This is a genomic window from Roseburia sp. AF22-2LB, assembly GCF_003461125.1.
Classification (GTDB): domain Bacteria; phylum Bacillota; class Clostridia; order Lachnospirales; family Lachnospiraceae; genus Roseburia_C; species Roseburia_C amylophila.
Window position 1 is genome coordinate 286420 of the sequence record NZ_QTWM01000003.1, and the last position, 20069, is coordinate 306488.

Annotated in this window: 17 protein-coding genes; all 17 read left to right on the top strand. The window is 41.1% G+C overall.

The window, feature by feature from the left end:
• The first annotated feature begins 2 nt into the window (after nt 1-2).
• The 17 genes from rhaB (at nt 3) to DWX96_RS06820 (ending at nt 20061) form a co-directional block, all read left to right on the top strand.
• Nucleotides 3-1406, top strand: coding sequence for a rhamnulokinase (gene rhaB, locus DWX96_RS06740; protein ID WP_118057076.1), 1404 nt, complete (start codon nt 3-5; stop codon nt 1404-1406).
• Between the two features lie 18 nt (nt 1407-1424).
• Nucleotides 1425-2675: an L-rhamnose isomerase gene (locus tag DWX96_RS06745; RefSeq protein WP_117841632.1), complete on the top strand. Its 1251-nt coding sequence runs from the start codon at nt 1425-1427 to the stop codon at nt 2673-2675.
• Nucleotides 2676-2743: 68 nt separating this feature from the next.
• Entirely contained in the window at nt 2744-3565 is an 822-nt protein-coding gene (rhaD, locus tag DWX96_RS06750) for a rhamnulose-1-phosphate aldolase (RefSeq protein WP_118057077.1), read from the top strand.
• 135 nt (nt 3566-3700) lie between these two features.
• On the top strand, nt 3701-3925 hold the full coding sequence (locus DWX96_RS06755; RefSeq protein ID WP_117947126.1) for a hypothetical protein: 225 nt from the start codon (nt 3701-3703) through the stop codon (nt 3923-3925).
• An 87-nt stretch (nt 3926-4012) separates the two neighbouring features.
• Complete coding sequence (gene murI, locus DWX96_RS06760) at nt 4013-4789, top strand: glutamate racemase (protein WP_118057078.1); 777 nt, start codon at nt 4013-4015, stop codon at nt 4787-4789.
• Between the two features lie 419 nt (nt 4790-5208).
• Complete coding sequence (locus tag DWX96_RS06765; protein ID WP_118057079.1) at nt 5209-6405, top strand: cation:proton antiporter; 1197 nt, start codon at nt 5209-5211, stop codon at nt 6403-6405.
• Nucleotides 6406-6844: 439 nt separating this feature from the next.
• A complete protein-coding gene (locus tag DWX96_RS06770; protein ID WP_118057080.1) occupies nt 6845-8170 on the top strand; it encodes an MATE family efflux transporter in 1326 nt (441 codons plus the stop codon).
• Nucleotides 8171-8209: 39 nt separating this feature from the next.
• Nucleotides 8210-9370, top strand: coding sequence for an ATP-binding protein (locus DWX96_RS06775; protein WP_118057081.1), 1161 nt, complete (start codon nt 8210-8212; stop codon nt 9368-9370).
• Between the two features lie 86 nt (nt 9371-9456).
• Nucleotides 9457-9936, top strand: coding sequence for a Cys-tRNA(Pro) deacylase (ybaK, locus tag DWX96_RS06780; RefSeq protein ID WP_022242976.1), 480 nt, complete (start codon nt 9457-9459; stop codon nt 9934-9936).
• Nucleotides 9937-9982: 46 nt separating this feature from the next.
• On the top strand, nt 9983-10579 hold the full coding sequence (locus DWX96_RS06785) for an HdeD family acid-resistance protein (RefSeq protein ID WP_118057082.1): 597 nt from the start codon (nt 9983-9985) through the stop codon (nt 10577-10579).
• Between the two features lie 31 nt (nt 10580-10610).
• The gene (locus tag DWX96_RS06790; protein WP_022242978.1) at nt 10611-10841 is read left to right on the top strand and encodes a hypothetical protein; all 231 of its coding nucleotides are present in this window, start codon (nt 10611-10613) and stop codon (nt 10839-10841) included.
• 74 nt (nt 10842-10915) lie between these two features.
• A complete protein-coding gene (locus DWX96_RS06795) occupies nt 10916-11968 on the top strand; it encodes an HD-GYP domain-containing protein (RefSeq protein ID WP_118057083.1) in 1053 nt (350 codons plus the stop codon).
• A gap of 32 nt (nt 11969-12000) precedes the next feature.
• Nucleotides 12001-12567, top strand: coding sequence for a TetR/AcrR family transcriptional regulator C-terminal domain-containing protein (locus tag DWX96_RS06800; protein ID WP_118057084.1), 567 nt, complete (start codon nt 12001-12003; stop codon nt 12565-12567).
• A gap of 155 nt (nt 12568-12722) precedes the next feature.
• Nucleotides 12723-14807 carry an efflux RND transporter permease subunit gene (locus tag DWX96_RS06805; RefSeq protein ID WP_118057122.1) on the top strand — a complete coding sequence of 695 codons (2085 nt, stop codon included), beginning with the start codon at nt 12723-12725 and terminating at the stop codon, nt 14805-14807.
• A gap of 21 nt (nt 14808-14828) precedes the next feature.
• On the top strand, nt 14829-17039 hold the full coding sequence (locus tag DWX96_RS06810) for a hypothetical protein (RefSeq protein ID WP_118057085.1): 2211 nt from the start codon (nt 14829-14831) through the stop codon (nt 17037-17039).
• 33 nt (nt 17040-17072) lie between these two features.
• Nucleotides 17073-17648 (top strand): manganese efflux pump, encoded by a 576-nt coding sequence (locus DWX96_RS06815; RefSeq protein WP_022242983.1) that lies wholly within the window; start codon nt 17073-17075, stop codon nt 17646-17648.
• A gap of 925 nt (nt 17649-18573) precedes the next feature.
• A complete protein-coding gene (locus DWX96_RS06820; RefSeq protein ID WP_158561826.1) occupies nt 18574-20061 on the top strand; it encodes an ASKHA domain-containing protein in 1488 nt (495 codons plus the stop codon).
• Nucleotides 20062-20069 lie beyond the last annotated feature (8 nt).

Consider the following 20069-nt stretch of genomic DNA (forward strand, 5'->3'; position numbering starts at 1 on the left):
AAATGAATACAAAATATTATCTTGCAGTGGACATTGGCGCATCCAGTGGCAGACACATGCTGGCACACTTAGAGGATGGAAAAATAGTTTTAGAAGAAATCTACCGCTTTTCCAATGAAATGATTGATCGGAAAGGTTATAAAGTGTGGAATGTCAGAAGACTGTTTCAGGAAATTCTTTCAGGAATGAAAAAGTGTGCGGAACTTGGAAAAATTCCATATAGCATGGGAATTGATACCTGGGCAGTGGATTATGTGCTTTTAGATGAAAATGACAGAAGAATTGGTGAAACAGTTGCTTACCGGGATAAGCGGACCTATGGAATGGATGAAGAGGTATACAAATTAATAACGGAAGAACAGTTATATTTGAGAACAGGAATCCAAAAACAGATTTTTAATACAATTTACCAGCTGATGGCATTAAAAAAGACAGAACCAGGCCAGTTAGAACGTGCAGAAACTTTTTTGATGGTTCCGGATTATTTTAATTTCCTGTTAACAGGCAGGAAAGTGCAGGAGTATACGAATGCAACTACAACACAGCTGGTAAATCCGGCAACAAAAGACTGGGATGATGAACTGCTTGAAAAGCTTGGAATAAAGCGGAATATCTTTCAAGAGATAAAAATGGCAGGCTGTGAAGTCGGAGAACTTGAACAGGAGATTCAAAAACAGGTGGGATTTAACTGCAAGGTGATTCTGCCACCGACACATGATACAGCATCAGCAGTTGTAGCAGTGCCGTCCCGGAAAGAAGAGACCTTATATATCAGTTCTGGTACATGGTCTTTGATGGGAACAGAACGGCTGCAGGCAGATTGCAGCAAAGAAAGTATGCTTCACAATTTTACCAACGAAGGCGGTTATGGATATCGTTATCGTTTCTTAAAAAATATCATGGGATTGTGGATGATACAGTCGGTTCGAAAAGAACTTGTTCCGGATATGAGTTTTGCGGAAATCTGTGAACTGGCAGAGAAAGAAAAAATAACCTCGCTGGTAGATGTAAATGATGAAAGATTTTTAGCACCGGAAAGTATGGTAGAGGAAGTAAGAAGTGCTTGCTGGGAGACGCTGCAGCAGGTTCCAAAGACAATCGGAGAAATAGCGGCTGTTATTTATAACAGTCTGGCAAATTGTTATGCCATGGCAGCAAAAGAGATAGAAATAATTACCGGACAGAAATATCAGGAACTCCATATTGTTGGAGGTGGTGCAAATGCAGATTTTCTGAACAAACTGACAGCAAAATATACCGGAAAAACAGTTCTGGCTGGACCGACAGAGGCAACGGCATTGGGAAATATTTCCGTACAGATGATTACAGCAGGAGAATTCGCTGATTTGAAAGAAGCGAGGGAGTGTATTTATCATTCCTTTGAAATTAAATTATATAAAGCATAGAGAAGGAGATTAGAAAGTATGACAAGTTACGAAATGGCAAAAGAAAAATATGCCGCATGGGGAGTAGATACGGAAAAGGCAATGGAGCAGTTAAAAAAGGTTCCGGTTTCCCTCCATTGCTGGCAGCTCGATGATGTAATGGGATTTGATAATGATGGTGCATTGACCGGTGGAATCCAGACAACAGGAAATTATCCGGGAAGAGCGAAGACACCAGAACAGCTTATGGCAGATATGGAAGAAGCAATGAAACTTATGCCGGGTACAGCAAAATTAAATATTCATGCGTCTTATGCTATTTTTGAAGAAGGCGAATTTGCAGACAGAGATGCTTTAGAGCCGAAGCATTTTGCAAAATGGGTTGCTTTTGCAAAAAAACATCATATGGGAATTGACTTTAATCCTACATTTTTCTCACATGAAAAAGTAAAGAATGGATTGACACTTTCCAGTCCCGATGAGGAAATCAGAAAATTCTGGATTGAACATGGAAAGGCATGTATCCGCATTTCGGAGTATTTCGCAAGAGAAACGGGAATGCCTTGCGTTATGAATATATGGACCGGAGATGGTTTTAAGGATGTGCCGGCAGACCGAATGGGACCACGCATGAGATATAAGGATTCCATAGAGCAGATATTATCAGAACCATATGACAAAAATCTCGTAAAACCATGCGTGGAATCGAAAGTCTTTGGCATCGGAGTAGAATCTTATACGGTAGGTTCTGCAGAATTTACGTTAAGCTTTGCTGCAATGCATGAGGGCTGTATGCCGCTTATGGATAATGGACATTATCATCCACAGGAATATGTTTCAGATAAAATACCTGCAATGTTGTGCTTTTATCCAGAATTTGCATTACATATTACAAGAGGAGTGCGCTGGGATTCCGACCATGTTCTTTTGCTGGATGATGAAACAAAGGAAATGGCAAAAGAGATTGTAAGAAATCAGGCACTGGACAGGGTGTATATGGCATTGGATTATTTTGATGCAAGCATTAATCGTGTTTCTGCACTTGCAACAGGATTCCGAAGCTGGCAGAAGGCTCTGCTTATGGCTTTATGTACTCCGAATGAACAGTTGAAGGAATTACAGGATACCAATCAGCTGGGCAGATTAATGGTAATGCAGGAGGCAGTAAAGATGCTTCCAATTGGAGAAGTCTGGGAAGAATATTGCAGACGGGAAGGTGTTACAGATGATGCACATTTCTATGATGCAATCGAAAAATATGAAAAAGAAGTATTGGTAAACCGTAACTAGAGAACATACAAACAATAATAGTTGAGAAAGAAAAATATCAGAAAGATATAATAAGAGGAAAAGAGAGAATGAAGTTTTTAGATGCAGAATTTGTACAGGGATTCATCCGTATGGCAAATGATGGCTGGGAACAGGGATGGCATGAAAGAAATGGCGGTAATTTATCGTATCGTGTAAAACCGGAAGAAGTAGAAATGGTAAAAGAAAATTTTAATAGTAAAGAATGGCAGCCAATCGGAACATCTGTGCCATATCTTGCAGGAGAATATTTTCTGGTAACTGGAAGCGGCAAGTATTTTCGCAATGTGATTTTGAAACCGGAAGATTCCATCTGCATGATAGAACTGGATGAAAAAGGAGAAAATTACCGTATTGTCTGGGGACTGGTAAATGGTGGAAGACCAACTTCTGAATTACCGAGTCATTTGATGAATCTGGAAGTAAAAAAGAAGAAAAATCCAAATTACCGGGTTGTATATCATGCACATACCACCAATATTATTGCCCTGACCTTTGTTCTGCCGCTGGAAGATAAAGTATTTACAAGAGAACTTTGGGAAATGGCAACAGAATGTCCGGTTGTATTCCCAGATGGAATTGGTGTTGTTCCGTGGATGGTGCCAGGCGGCAGAGAAATAGCTGTTGCTACCAGCAAATTGATGGAAAAATATGACTTGGCAATCTGGGCGCATCATGGTATGTTTGCGGCAGGAGAAGATTTTGATCTGACATTTGGACTTATGCACACAGCTGAAAAATCAGCAGAGATACTGGTGAAGATGTTATCTATGCAGAGTAAGAAACGTCAGACCATCCAGCCGGATGAATTCCGGCAGCTGGCAAAAGATTTTAAAGTAACATTGCCGGAAGAGTTTTTATATGAAAAATAGAAAGTAATCGTTTTTGCTGGAAAAGTATTCAAAACACAGGTCTGTTATGGCTTGCACATCCCTTCCCAAGATGATAGAATAAAGATGACATTAGAAACATAGTGTTGGGGCGATAAAGAGTAGATAGGGGAAAGAATGGAAAACAAATTCTGTTACCTGAAAGGGCTTGTGGATTGCAGTTCGGGACAGATTCAGGACTGCAATGTAAAGCATGTGTCCAGGTGTCCGCGGGAAGAAGACACGGATAAGAAGGAGAGCCGGCAGGCGTTCTGCTACTTAAAAGGACTGGTAGACTGTGCTCCGTGTGATGTGCAGGACTGCAATATTAAGAGAGTGCGTAGATGCCCGAGGGAAAACTAAGAATTGCTGCTGAAAACGGAAAATCTGTTTTCAGCAGTTTTTTACGAAAGAAGAGAACCTATTTGTATGCGAAAACAGGGGGCTATCATGAAACAGACCGAAAGACCAATTGCAGTATTTGATTCAGGTGTAGGTGGAATAAGTGTATTACGTGAACTGGTACGCCTGATGCCAAATGAAAATTATATATTTTTTGGAGATTCTAAAAATGCACCGTATGGTGGAAAGAGCTTAGAAGAGGTGCGGAAACTGACGGAATGTCATGTGAGACATCTTCTGTCGGAAGGAGCAAAAGCAGTAGTGATTGCCTGTAATACAGCAACCAGTGCAGATGTCTCGATTTTGAGAAAAGAATATCCGGATGTACCGGTGGTTGGAATTGAACCTGCATTAAAGCCTGCAGTACAGTTTATGGAGCATCCACGGGTACTTGTTATGGCAACGCCAATGACAATCCGGGAAGAAAAATTTCAACGGCTTATGGCACGGTATGAAAAGGATGCGGAGATTTATCCACTGGCATGTCCCGGAATTGTAGAATTTGTTGAGCGTGGAGAATTAAACAGTGCAGGATTGAAGGCATTTTTATACAGGCTGTTGAAACCATATTGTGAGGGAACAGTGGATGCAATCGTTTTGGGATGTACCCATTATCCTTTTGTAAAGGATGCAATAGCAGAAGTGATGGGAAATACGGTGGAATTTTTTGATGGAGGAGCTGGCGTGGCACGGGAGACCAGACGGCGGCTTATGGAAAAGGAATTATTGTATACCGGAGACGGAAAAGGCAGGGTAATATTTGAAAACAGCGCGGCAACACTGGAAAAGTTGCGATTGTGCGAAACATTACTTAATTCTAAATAAAATATAAACTAAATGGGAATATTTTTTTAGATTTTTTTAGAATCCTTTTCGAAAACTGACACACTTTAGACACATTTCATGGATATAATGAATCTATCAAATGAAGGAACGCAAAAATAAAAAAACAGATTTCCTTTCGTTTGAGAAAAAAGTGGCAATAATTTCCTTTTAATAGATGAAACATTTTCATAACTAAACTCCTCGAAAAAACAGTCCGGAAGGGCTGTTTTTTCATGCTAAAAAGAAGGACTGATTTCTAATTGTGAAAAAGTAACAAAAAAATCTGGAAAATATATAAATATTAAGTAACAAAAAAAGAAAAAATATATTGCTATTACCAACAAAAAGAGTTAACATAGTTCCGGGTTTAGGAGAATGTAAAAAGAAAAAACAAGAGAAGAAAGGAAAGAGGTCATATTATGGAATCTTATGAATTTCTGCTTTTTTTAGCAATTATTTTAATTTCAACAAAAGTATTAGGACTTTTCTCACGAAAAGTGCATATGCCGGCAGTAGTAGGAGCACTGGCAGCCGGTATTATTTTAGGACCATCTGTATTAAAACTTATCACACTGGATGGAACCAACGGAGTATACCTTGAAATTACAGCTGAAATCGGAGTTATTTTCCTGATGTTCTCCGCAGGACTGGAGACTGATTTGAAAGAAATCAAGGCAAATGCATTGGCATCCTTTATCGTTGCTTTAATCGGAGTTATTGTTCCTCTGATTGGTGGATTTTTAGGGTATGCATTGTATTTCCATACAGATTTTGCAGATTATCAGGAGGTATTGAAATCTGTCTTTATCGGAGTTGTGCTGACAGCAACATCTGTGAGTATTACAGTAGAAACATTGCGTGAACTGGGACGTTTAAAGGGAAGAGTCGGAACAACCATTCTTGGCGCAGCTGTTATTGACGATATTCTTGGAATTATTGTACTTACCATTGTAACGAGCTTAAAGGATACCAGCGTAAATCCGGTTACTGTTATGGTTAAGATCGTTCTTTACTTTATTGTAATCGGAATTTTATTCTTCCTGGTATCAAAATGCAAACCATTAATTGAAAGCGAAGGTCAGAAAAGACGTGTTACTGTATTTGCACTGGCATTCTGCTTCCTGTTATCCTATGTATCGGAAAAATTCTTCGGCATTGCAGATATTACAGGGGCATATTTTGCAGGACTGATGCTTTGCAGCATGAAGAATGGTGAATATGTAAAAGACAGAATCAACTTCCCGTCTTACTTATTCTTCTCACCGGTATTCTTCGCAAGTATCGGTATTAAGACATCCTTAGACGGAATGACAGGTTCTATGATAGGATTTACCATTATCCTTTTAGTTATTGCTTTACTGACCAAGGTGGTTGGATGCGGACTGGGCGCAAAGTTCTGCCGCTATACAAATAAAGAAGCATTACAGATTGGTGTCGGAATGATTTCCCGTGGTGAGGTTGCGTTAATTGTTGCCCAGAAGGGATATCAGTGCGGCATGTTAGATGATAGATTCTTCGCACCAATCGTACTGGTAGTAATCGTGACAACATTGATTACCCCGATTCTGCTGAAGCTGGTAATGAATGATAAACAGTCTGAACAGCCGGCAGCATAAAAGTCAGATAGCGCAGTAAAATAAAATCCTGCAGACCAAAAATAAATGTAAGTTTGTTACATTTGCGTCCGCAGGATTTTCTTGTAATTGCGCATAGCTATTGATTTTATTATTATTTGCAGCTTGCTATTTAGTATTTGCTATTTAGATAAACGTTTGTGTAGTCTGCCAAAGCAGGGATGCTTATCGGGGCTGTTAGTAGTATCTGGAATTTGTTCTTTATCTGGCAACGCTGGTACAGGGATGTACCAGCGAGGTGCATAGGAACAGGGATGTGACTTTGCACCGGTTGCCGGAACAGAGACAACGAAAAAACAAATTCCAGATACTACTTACACCCTGATACCGCATCCCGTTTTGGCAGACTACACAGACGCCATTCAAAAAGATAAATTATAAAATGTAAAGAACTATCGAAAGAAAAGAAAGAGGACAAAACGTGGAACAAAAGAAAACTCTTGGACAATTGTTTGTACCAATCTGCCTGGAAACATTATGTTATATGCTTTCCGGCATGGTGGATACACTGATGCTTTCATCTGTGGGAGATGCAGCAGTCGGTGCTGTTGGAACAGCCAATACCTATATAGGTATTTTTATCATTATGTTTTCTGTTATTTCAGCCGGAATGATTGCGGTTATGACGCAGTATATCGGTGCCGGAAGAGAGGGGATTGCATATCAGGCAAGACAGCTTGGCATGTTATTTAACGCTATTGTAGGAGCAATTCTTGCGGTATTTTTGTTCTTCCAGTCAGGAATGATATTATCAGCGGTTGGTGTGGCAGATTCTCTGATGGAGTATGCAGAAACATATCTTAGGATTGTAGGGGGCGGATGCATTTTAAACGCACTGATTCCAATTTTTTCCAGCTACTTAAGAGCGTTTGGATATACCAGACAGCCTCTTGTGGCAACGGTATCTGCCAACATTTTAAATCTTATCTTAAATGCAGTATTTCTTTTTGGGTTCCACTATGGAGTAGCAGGAGTTGCTGCAGCAACAGTAATTTCAAGGGTATTGAATCTTGGGCTGGTAATCTGCTTCGGACATTATTATATCCATGCGAAGGAGAAGAAGGAGAGGCTTAAGAACCGTGTAGTATTCGGACAGATTGTCAAGGTCGGACTGCCTTCTGCCATGGAAACAGCACTATATAATGTGGCAATGACTTTGATTATCCGTTTCTTAAATCAGATGGACGCCAATGGAATGAACGTAACAGCCCGTTCCTATGCTATGCAGATTACAAATTTTTCTTACTGCGTAGGTGCAGCGTTAGCCCAGGCAAATGCAATTATGGTCGGCTGGCGGATTGGTGCACAGGATTATGAAGCCTGCGATAAAGGAACCAGAAAAGCAGCAGTTGTAGGTGTAATTGTTGCGACGATACTGGAGAGCATCTTTGCGTTATCGTCCCACTGGCTGATACGGATGTTTACGGCTGATCCACAGATGGTATCTCTGGTTGGAAAGCTGCTGGCTATCGATATTATCCTTGAAATTGGACGGGTGACTAATCTGGTATACGGAAATGCTTTAAAGACCAGTGGCGATGCGGTATTTACTACAGTAATTGCTGCGATATTCATGTACCTGTGTGCGGTGGGGGGAACTTATTTCTTCGGAATTCATCTTGGATTGCTGGTTTGTGGAGCATATATCGGTATGGCAATGGATGAATGTGTCCGGGCAGTGGGAATGATTTTACGGTGGCGGAGCGGAAAATGGAAACAGAAGGTATTGATAAAAGAAAACGCCTAGTATAAAATAAGAGAAAAATTGAAAGTAAGGAGCGGAAGCATGGCGGATACTGAGATTAATCTGGCACAATTAAAAGAATATAAGACTGGTGAATACCAGTTAATCGATATCAGAAATGAGGATGCCTTCCGCTATGGAAGTATCAGGGGAGCAGTCAATCTGCCGGAGCAGGAGATTCTTTTGAGAAAAGAGGAACTATCGGCAGACAAGCGTCTGATACTATTTTGTGCCAAAGGAATCAACAGTATCGGAGTAGCGGAAAGACTAAGGGAAGAAGGTTTTGATGCAGTCAGCTTAGAGGGCGGCTATGGCGCATATCTGCTGGACAGTTTCCAGAAGAAAACATCAGAGAAAGAGAAACGCTGTCAGGAAATTGAGAAGAGCATCCGCAAGAAATTTCATAAAGCAATCTTTAGTAAATTCGCAAAAGCAATCAATGAATACGAACTGTTGCAGCCGGGAGACAAAGTGGCAGTATGTATTTCCGGTGGTAAAGACTCCATGCTGATGGCAAAGCTCTTTCAGGAATTGCAGCGGCATAATAAATTCCAATTTGAACTGGTATTCTTAGTGATGGATCCGGGATACAGTGAGATGAACCGTAAAGTGATTGAACGGAATGCAGAGCTGATGCAGATTCCGATTACGGTATTTGAAACACAGATTTTTGATGCGGTATATGAGATTGAAAATTCTCCGTGCTATCTGTGTGCGAGAATGCGCCGCGGTTATTTATATAGTAAAGCAAAGGAATTAGGCTGTAATAAGATTGCACTGGGACATCATTATGATGATGTCATTGAGACTATTTTAATGGGAATGCTCTATGGTGCACAGGTACAGACCATGATGCCGAAGCTTCACAGCACGAATTTTGAAGGAATGGAACTGATTCGTCCAATGTATTTGATCAGGGAGGATGACATTAAGCACTGGAGAGATTATAACGATTTGCATTTTATCCAGTGTGCCTGCCATTTTACCGATACCTGTACCACCTGTGACCCGGATGGACGTACCGTATCAAAACGGATGGAAATCAAACAGCTGATTGCCAGATTAAAAGAAGTGAATCCATATGTGGAAAATAATATCTTCCGCAGTGTGGAAAATGTAAATTTAAGTACCATTATCGCTTATAAGAAAGATGGGGTAAAACATTCCTTTTTAGAAACCTATGTGAATGGAGCGGATGAGTAACATGCAGAAAGTTTCCGATACGGAAGCTGTAGTTGTTAAAACAGAGACTTTCAAAAAAGTAAAGAACCCAAAAGGAGCATAAAACCATGGGGAAAGAAGTAAAGACCAATGCCATGCGGATTTTAGACCGGCATAAAGTGGCATATGAAATCTTAAATTACGAATGTGATGAATTTATTGACGGACTGCATACGGCAGAACTGACCGGAGCACCGGTGGAACAGACTTATAAGACACTGGTCATGCAGGGAAAAAGCAAGGCATATTATGTCTTTGTGGTACAGATTGCAGAAGAGGTGGATTTAAAGGCGGCAGCAAGAGCGGCCGGCGAGAAATCCGTAGAAATGATTCATGTAAAAGATATTACAAAGATTACCGGTTATGTAAGAGGCGGCTGCAGCCCCCTTGGAATGAAGAAACAGTTCCCGACCATTTTGGATAAAAGCATGGAACAGTTTGATAAAATCTATATCAGTGGCGGAAGAATCGGCACATCCATGGCGTTATCTCCGGCAGACTTAGCAGCAGTAACCGGAGCAGCCTATGCAGATATTACTGCAAAATAAAGGAAAGAAATGAAATAAAAAAACAAGTGGAAGGAGCGTATTTATTATGAAGGAAACATTAAAGAGAATCAAAGCAGATGTTATATTATCCGCTATTCTTTGTGTGGCACTGGGAGTTATTCTTATGATATGGCCTACGCAGGTAACAAAGGTACTTTGCTATATTTTGGCAGCTATTTTATGCGTGATGGGAATCGGACATATTATTTCTTATATGAGAAATAAACTGGAAAGCAGGCTGGGACTGGCAACCGGAATTGCACTGGTTATTTTGGGGGTATGGATTCTGGTACAGCCATTGAACTTTGCAAAGATATTCCCGGTAGTAATCGGAGTCGTATTGCTGATGCATGGTCTGGAAGACTTACGGATGACCATCGAAGCAAAGCAGAATGGTGACACAGCATGGGGAATCCTGCTTTTGATTACAATTCTTAATTTTGCATTCGGAATATTATTAATCTGGAAAGCCATCGAGATGGTACAGATTGCTATGGTAATCGTAGGAATTGCACTGATTTATGACGGACTGAGTGATTTGTTTGTAGTATATCGTGTGGCAGGTGCTGTCAAAGCGGCAAAACAGGCGGCAGAAGCCATTGATGTAGAAGCAGTAGAAGAAGATTCAGAAGAAAATGAATAATTTAGAAGCATAATCAGGAGGCGTATTATCAATGCGGCAGATGGAGTTTAAAATGGAGAGAACCGGGTTACTGGAAGTAGGAGATGTGTTACCGGTGACAGAGAGTAAGCTGCCGACTTCTTATTACTATACACTTGGAAATGCATTTGCAATGTCAGCAAATTATACCTTCCGGGAACGCCTGAAGTCTACCGAAGGGACGGTAGTGGATGTAAAGGAAACACCGAAGGGCTTTTTTGTGACGGTAGAATTTGATGAGTAAAAAAGTTGTAATCGCAGATAAAATGTTATAGAATAGGCGTGTGGGGTAACAAAAGACAAAGAGGAGCAATTTAGATGCGTTATCTACCAATAAAAAGGGTGGAAGCCGGAATGGCACTGGCTCAGGACATATTAGACGGTCAGGGAGTCATGCTTTTAGGCAGACATCAGATTTTGAATCAGGAACAGATAGAGAATCTGGATAAGATGGGTTATCCGGGTCTTTATATTGATGATAAGTTTTCCGAAGAAATAGAGATTGCCGAAGTAATTAAGCCGTCTATTCACTCAAAGAGCCTGGAAATAGTACATCATCTGTTTGTTGACCGCATGGAAGAGGAAGATGTCAGTGAACAGGAATGGCAGATCCGGGAAGCTGTCATGCAGGTGGTGGACAGTCTTCTGGAAAATGAAGAAGTAATGTATAACATGATGAGTCTTAAGAATTATGATGATTATACTTATTTTCATTCTGTAAATGTGGGAATTTTATCCGCAGTAATCGGAGCACATTATGGAATGAATGAGTATGAGCTCCGCATTCTTACTACGGCTGCATTACTTCACGATATCGGAAAGAAATTCTTAGAGATAGATATATTAAATGCACGTCGTGCACTGACCGAGGATGAAAGAAGAATCGTATTACAGCATCCGAAGTTAGGATATGAGTTCCTGAGGGATAATTTTGATTTCGCACCGGAAGTATATCTTGGTGTATTAGAACATCATGAATGCTATAATGGCGAAGGTTATCCGATGCGCAAATCCGGTGATGAAATCAGTATTTATGGAAGAATTATCAAGCTGGCAGATGTGTATGATGCCATGATTTCAAAACGGCCATACCGTGATCCGATGCCGCCGGCAGATGTCATTGAATATATAATGGCAATGAACGGTTCGGAGTTTGATCCGAAGCTGGTGGAAGTATTTTTACGCTGGGTGGCTGTCTATCCGGCAGGCTGTGAAGTGGAACTTTCTGATGGCAGAATGGCAGTAGTAAAGCATAATTATCAGGGATTTGTGCTTCGCCCCATTGTAAAAGTCTGTGATACAGGAGAAATCATAGACCTTAAGAATGATAAGGAAGCAAGAAGTATCACCATAGTGCGACTGGTCGTTTAGACGGCTGTTTGATAGGAAGATGAGAGGAAGTTATGACGAATCAGGGAAGGAACGCAATCGATACACTGCTTGCGGAGAGCCTAAAAGAGCTGACAATCAAGCAACCTATAGAAAAGATTACAATCAAGGAGATAACTGATAAAGCGGGAGTTATCCGTCCGACCTTTTATAATCATTTTCAGGATAAGTATGAACTGTTAGAGTGGATTATCCGGACTGAATTATTAGAGCCGGTAAAGCCGTTGATTCAGAATGGAATGATTGATCAGGCGTTAATTATTATATTTGCTGGTATTGAAAAAGAAAAAGATTTCTATACCAAAGCAAGCCGCCTAGAGGGACAGAATTCTTTTGAAGATATTGTAAAGGAATGTATTACGGGAACATTGATAGAAGTATTGGAAGAGAAGAATCTGGATAAGAAGATTCCATCGCCATGGCTTACAAAAGAGCGGATTGCCCGGTATCATGCCCAGTCCTTATGTTTTCTGGTAATTACCTGGATAAAAAGTGGAATGTCTATGCCGGCAAAAGAGATGTCGGATATTTATAATTATATGATTCGCAATTCTATCGCAGATATTACAGGCGATAATTAATATACAAATTGGCAGATATGTATAGCAACTGTTACAGATTCAACAATTTGTATATTGGATTGATACAGCCAAAAAAGATTGCATATGTTCGGATGCAGTCTTTTTTTTTATACTCTTACCTAGAAAAACATGAAAAAGAAAGAGATGGTAAAGAGATGATTAAATTTGGAAAGGGCGTCGTAAAGCACAGAGTCCTGATACTTATTATCAGTTTTGCTTTACTGATTCCAGCAGCATTTGGTTACTTTAACACAAGGGTTAACTATGATATCCTTTCCTATCTGCCAGATGAATTAGAGTCCATGAAAGGACAGGATATTCTGGTAGATGAGTTCGGTACAGGAGCATTTTCCCTATGTGTCATTGAAGGTATGGAAGATAAAGATATCTCCACCCTTCGGGAACAGATTGCAGATGTAGACCATGTTAAATCTGTTATATGGTATGATTCACTGGCAGACTTATCCGTACCAATGGACGTATTGCCGGATGAAATTTATGACATATTCAACAATGATGAATCGGACAGCACGCTGATGGCGGTTTTGTTTGATACTTCCATGTCAGCAGATGAGACAATGGATGCCATTGAAGAGATTCGTGGAATCACAACAAAACAGTGTTACTTAAGTGGTATGTCAGCAGTTGTAACAGACATTAAGGATCTGACCAACAAAGAGGTTCCGTTTTATGTATTGATTGCAGTATTGTTATCTGTTCTGGTACTTTCCCTGACAATGGATTCCGCAATCATTCCGTTGTTCTTCTTATTAAGTATCGGAATGGCAATCGTATATAATCTGGGAAGTAACGTAATAAAAGGGGAAATTTCCTATGTAACGCAGGCGTTGGCGGCAGTCTTACAGCTTGGTGTTACCATGGACTACTCCATTTTTCTGTGGCACAGTTATCAGGAGAATCAGGAACGGTTTCCGGGAGATAAGAATCGTGCCATGGCACATGCAATTTCAAATACCATTACTTCTGTAGTCGGAAGTTCCATTACTACAGTAGCCGGATTTATTGCATTATGCTTCATGAGCTTTACCTTGGGACTTGACCTTGGTGTGGTAATGGCTAAGGGTGTTATCTTCGGTGTAATCGCCTGCGTAACCATTCTTCCATCCCTGATTCTGGTGTTTGACAAGGCAATTGAGAAAACGAAGCATCGTGTTATCTTACCGGACCTTGGAAATATTGCAAACTGGATTACCAGCCATCATTACATATTCATTATTTTATTCCTGGTAATCTTAGGGCCTGCAATCTGGGGTTATAACAATACGAACGTATATTATGATCTGGCTGGTACATTGCCGGATTCACTGGAAAGTATTGCAGCAAATAACAAGCTGGAAGAAAATTTTGATATGGGTGCTACCCACATTGTTTTAGTAGACAGCAGCTTAGAGCCAAAGACCATATCGAAGATGATTGATGAAATCGATGATGTGGATGGTGTAAAGGCAACACTTGGTCTGGATGCAATCGTCGGACCGGCAATTCCAAGAGATGTCATCCCGGATTCTATCCGTGGCGAGCTGGAAAATGAAAATTATGAACTGCTGCTGATTACTTCCGAGTATAAAGTAGCATCAGATGAAGTAAATGCACAGTGTGATGCCATCAGCGGCATTATTAAGAACTATGATGAAAATGGCATGTTAATTGGTGAAGCACCATGTACGCAGGATCTGATTACCACGACAGACCATGACTTCAAAGTCGTAAGTGCAGTATCTATCGGAGCAATTTTCGTAATCATCGCAGTTGTATTTAAATCTATATCACTGCCGATTATCCTGGTAGCTGCAATTTACTTTGCAATCTTTATCAACATGGGTATTCCGGCATACACCGGTACACAGCTTCCGTTTATCGCATCCATCGTAATCGGAACCATTCAGCTGGGTGCAACGGTTGACTATGCAATCCTGATGACCAATAAATATAAAAAAGCAAGATATAAGGGAGCCGAGAAGAAGGAAGCAATTACAAGTGCCTTGCAGAGCTCCATCCAGTCCATTATCGTATCCGCATTAAGTTTCTTCGCAGCAACCTTTGGTGTAGGACTTTATTCTGATATCGATATGATTAGTTCCTTATGTACATTGATGGCAAGAGGTGCACTGATTAGTATGTTGGTTGTAATCTTTGTACTACCTTCATTGTTTATGATATTTGATAAAGTAATCTGCGTAACCAGTGCTGGTTTCCGCAACAAGAACAAAACGGTATAGATTAAGAAGGAGGACATAACAATGAAATTTTCAGAATTAAAGAATAAATTCAAAAATAAATATGCGATTCGTGTAATCGCAGGTGTGCTGATGGTGGCAATGCTTGGAACCAGTTATGGCGTATGGCAGGTAAATGCAGCAAAGCCATCTACCGAAAGCGTATCAGAGGAGACTACTGAGAAAGAAGCTTCTACGGAGGATACAGATGCAGAAAATGCAGACGCAGAAGAAACCAAATCGGAATTAAAAGACCAGCTGGGAAATCTTCTGAATTCCGATAAGGAAACAGAAGAAACCGGAAAAGATGAAACAGTATATATGATTGCAGATGCAGATGGTACCGTAAATAAAACCATCGTAAGTGACTGGTTAAAGAATAAAGAGAATGCAGATACTTTGGAGGACGCATCTGATTTAAAGGATATCAAGAATGTAAAAGGCGATGAGACCTTCAAACAGGATGGAGATAAAGTAACCTGGGATGCACAGGGAAATGATATCTTCTATCAGGGTACTACGGATAAAGAAGCTCCGATTACCCAGAAAATTACTTACTATCTGGATGGAAAAGAAATTGCTCCAAAGGATTTAGCCGGAAAGAGCGGAAAAGTTACCATGCGTTTTGAATTTACCAATAATGAGAAGACAACAAAGACTATCGATGGCAAATCCACAGATGTCTATGTTCCGTTCTCTGTTGTAACCGGAATGGTATTAAATGATAACTTCACGAATGTAGAAGTTACCAATGGAAAAGTAATTTCTGATGGAAAAAACAATATTGTGGTAGGAATCACAATGCCAGGTTTAAAAGAAAGCCTTGGTATTGATGATGCTGACCTTGGTGATGATGTCCAGTTCCCGGATTATGTAGAAGTAACTGCAGATGTAGAAGATTTCTCACTGGACATGACAGTATCCATGGCATCCAGCAACCTTCTTTCTGAAATGAATGTAAATGGAGATATTGACTTATCTGTATTATCCGATACAATAGATGAGATGACTGATGCATCTGACCAGTTGGTAGATGGCAGCAGCGAGTTATCCGACGGACTGAAAACATTACAGAGCAGTCTTGGAGAATTTAAAGCTGGTGTTGGAACAGCACAGTCTGGTGTGAAAGATTATACTTCTGGTGCATCTGCAGTAGCAGATGGTGCAAATACCTTAAACTCCGGCATTGCAAAGCTTGCAGAAAGTGCTCCGGCACTGACAAGTGGTGTATCTGCATTAAAGACTGGTGTGCAGCAGGCAGGAGCCGGTGCAACACAGATTAATGGTGGAGTTGCCCAGCTGGTAGATGGAATCGGAACCTTGAAATCTACTGTAAATGGCAGTCTTGCAGGAATGGATGCTTATGCATCTTCAGCAGATGCACAGGCAGCATTTACTTCCGCATTGACTGATTATACCAGTGCAGCAGTAAATTATCTTGCAGTATTACAGCAGTTACAGACCCCGGGAAGTACATTAAACGGTGCCTATTCACAGGTAGTAGCAGCAACCGGTGGCGGATTACAGGCGGTTAATGCAGATGCTAATATTTATATGCTGGATGATACAACCAATGCAACACTTTTAGCAGTAACTACCCAGGCAGGCAGTGCGGTTGATTTCAATAGCTTAAGCACAGCTTATGCAGCCCAGTTACAGAATATTTCAGCAGTTGCAACCAAGCTTGGAACTACAGGTGGTGCACAGGCACTGGCTCAGGTACAGGCAGGACTTGCACAGTTTGATGATACACAGCTTGCAACCTTAAAGACTGGAGCAGCATCCTTAGATGCAGGCCTGAATGGTGACGATGGAATTGTAGCAGGTGTTAATACATTAGACAGCTCTGTAAATGGCGCACTTTCACAGGGAATTACAGATTTGACCAATGGTGCAAAACAGCTGGCAGACGGAGCAAATACCTTAGTTGCAAATAATGACAAACTGAATGCAGGAATGACTTCTTTGAAGAGTGCAACAGACCTTCTGATAAATGGTGTAGACCAGTTAGAGGATGGCTCTGAGACACTGGCAGATGGAATGGCACAGTTTGATGAGCAGGCAATTGAGAAACTTGCGGATGCTTACAACGGAGATTTGAAAGAGCTCTTGGATAAAGTAGATGCAGTGCTGGATGCCGGAAATGAATATAACACATTTACCAGAACAGCAGATGGTGTCAAAGGAAATGTAAAATTTATTTGGGAAACTGCTTCCATTAAGGCAGAGGATTAAGTATAATAATTTTAAGAGAAAGGAGGACGGAAGATGAACTGGATAGAAACATTAATAATTGTATGCGGACTTTCCATGGATGTATTTGCTTCAGTAGAATGTCAGGGAGCAATGTTAGCTAAGATTCGTACCAAACAGCTTGTGCTGGTGACATTACTGGTATCCGTATGGCAGGTAATTGTTTTATATCTTGGAAATCTTGGAGCCGACCTCCTGTGTAAATATGATATTAAAGAATCACAGGTTATATTAGGTGAAGTGATTTCAGTGGCAGTATTCCTGTGTCTGGGAATCCGGCTTTTGATTAAAGCCTGGAAGAATGACCGGATTGATGAACGCCGGGAAGAGAATCTTGGCGTACATAAATTCGTACGGATTTGTGCTGTAACATCATTTTATACATTCCTGACCGGTGCAGCATTTGGCTTTCTGGGAACAAGCCTACTGTCATTAATACTGGTTGGAATCATACTAACTGTTGTCTGTGTAGTCGGTGGTGCTTATGTTGGATATCATTTCGGCTATGAACAGAAGACAAAGGTATATCTGATTGGAGGAATTCTTCTTCTGATTGGCGGAGTAGATGTAATAATAAGGTTTATATTATAAATATAAGGGCGTGAAAATACCGCCGGCAACTGCGTTTGGGAGCGCAGCTGCCGGCGGTATTTGTAGTTTAAAGACGTTTTCGTTCCGAAGTTAAATCATGAGAATAGATGGATTCCCGACGAATAAGGGGACCGGTGTGAATAGCGTGGTTGGGATAGCCAAGATTAGTTAAATGTCTGTCAAAATTTGTAATATTTTCGGAAAGGGAAATGGATTGGTTGTGTAATACCATAGAAACAAGATAATAGGGAGCATGTGAATCATAGGGACCGAAGTCTCCGGATTCATCAATAAAAACGCTTAGAATTTTATTTGTCATAGATTTGTCCTTTGAATGATAGATATGTTGAAATAGTAATGGCGGGGAAATTCCCCGCCGCTCGGTGGACCAGGGTCGCTTGACCAGCCCAATTACTTTTTACTTATATGTTACCATCAGTCTATAAGATAATACATTATCTGTCAATTCTTTTTGAAAATTTTTATATAAATTTTATAGATAGGTGTGCTAAGGCAGAACAGAAAAGATTTTCCCCCTTGTTAAGTAGCAATGCCGGGGGGTATAATAGCCACAGTAGTGCAAATAAACAGACTTTCCGGTATTTGATATCGTAGCTGCATTGTCCATCGACTTCGAATGCATGATAAGGGCTGTTAGGGGCACTTAGAATTTTGCCTGCTTCCAGGCAACGCCGGCACAGGGAAGTGCCGGCGAGGCGCAATTGAACATGGATGTGAATTGGCGCCGGTTGCCGGAGTATACGATAGCTATGTCGAAATTCTTAGTGCCCCTTGCAGGCATTATGTTGCATTTGTAGTCGATGGATAATGCAGCGAGGCTATCAAAACAATGGAAAGGCGTTTTCGAGGAATGCTGGACAAGACAGCTTATAGGCAACCACAAGGAAAGGAGGCAGTGACCACAATGCTGAAACTTCGAATTGGACAACTACATCAGGACATTATTATGCAGCCGGGAGAAAGCATCGCACAGGCACTGCTTCGGAAAGATTATAAGGTTCCTATGGCATGTGGTGGAAACGGCACCTGTGGGAAATGTAAAGTAGAGATAGACGGTGCATGGGTGAATTCCTGTAAACTCTATCCGAAACCGGAAGAAGATATTATAATTTCCGCCTTTGGCTGGGGAGAGGGAAGAGAAGAATTAACCCAGATTGCAGGAGTAGAAAAAATAAATATAACAGAAGGCAGAGCACGGGAGGCAAAAGGACAAACGAGAAAAACTTTCCTTGCAGTAGATATCGGGACTACCACCATAGCTGCAGCGCTGGTAGAGAAGGAAACAGGAGCAGTGCTTGCTACAGCAGGCTGCGGCAACAGCCAGCGTATATTTGGACAGGATGTATTAAGCAGAATTAAGGCATCTGTAGCGGGAACGGGTGAAAAATTAAAGACATTAATCCGGCAGGATATTTTAAACCTGTCAGAAGAGATACAGAAGAAACAGAAAGACATTGTAATTGAGCATATTTATATTGCAGGAAATACCACCATGGAACATCTTTATATGGGAGATTCCTGTGAGGGACTTGGTAAGGCACCATTTACTCCGGTCAGTCTTGCAGAACGAAAGGACAGCCTTTCGAACATACCGGTGACGTTACTGCCTGGAATTTCAGCATTTGTGGGCGCAGATATTGCAGCTGGCATGCTGGCGTGTGGGATGGATGAAGAAGAAAGACCTTCCCTGCTTTTGGATTTGGGAACCAATGGAGAAATGGTGCTGGCATTAGAGGATAAGATGATTGCCACCTCTGCACCGGCAGGACCGGCATTAGAAGGTGGAAATATTTCATGCGGTGTTGCCAGTGTGACCGGAGCAATCAGCAAGGTGCGTGTCATTGGAGAGCGGGCAATTATTGGAACGATTGGAAACACACCGGCAACGGGAATCTGTGGAACCGGCGTGTTAGAGCTGGTGGCAGGACTTTATGAAAATCATATCATAGATGCATCCGGTCAGATGAAGGAAAAATACAGGGAAGAAGGGTTTCCGCTGGCACGGATGAAGGATGGAAAACAGATTACTTTTACCCAGCAGGATATCAGAGAGGTGCAGCTTGCCAAAGCGGCAATTCACAGCGGAATCGAATTACTGTTAGAGCAGGCAGGCATTTCCATGGGAGAGATAAAAAAAGTATATTTGTCAGGAGGCTTTGGGGTATATCTGGATGTGCATATAGCAGCAGGCATTGGACTGCTTCCGGCGGAATTAGAGAAGTGTACAAAAGCAGTCGGAAATACATCTCTGCAGGGCTGTATCGCCTATGGAAGTTCGGAAGAAAACAGGAGCCGCACGGAAGAAATGATAAGAAAATGCGAATCAATCAATCTTGCAGAACAGGCGGACTTTGAGGAACGATATGTTGCCAATATGAATTTCCCAGAATAGAAATAAAA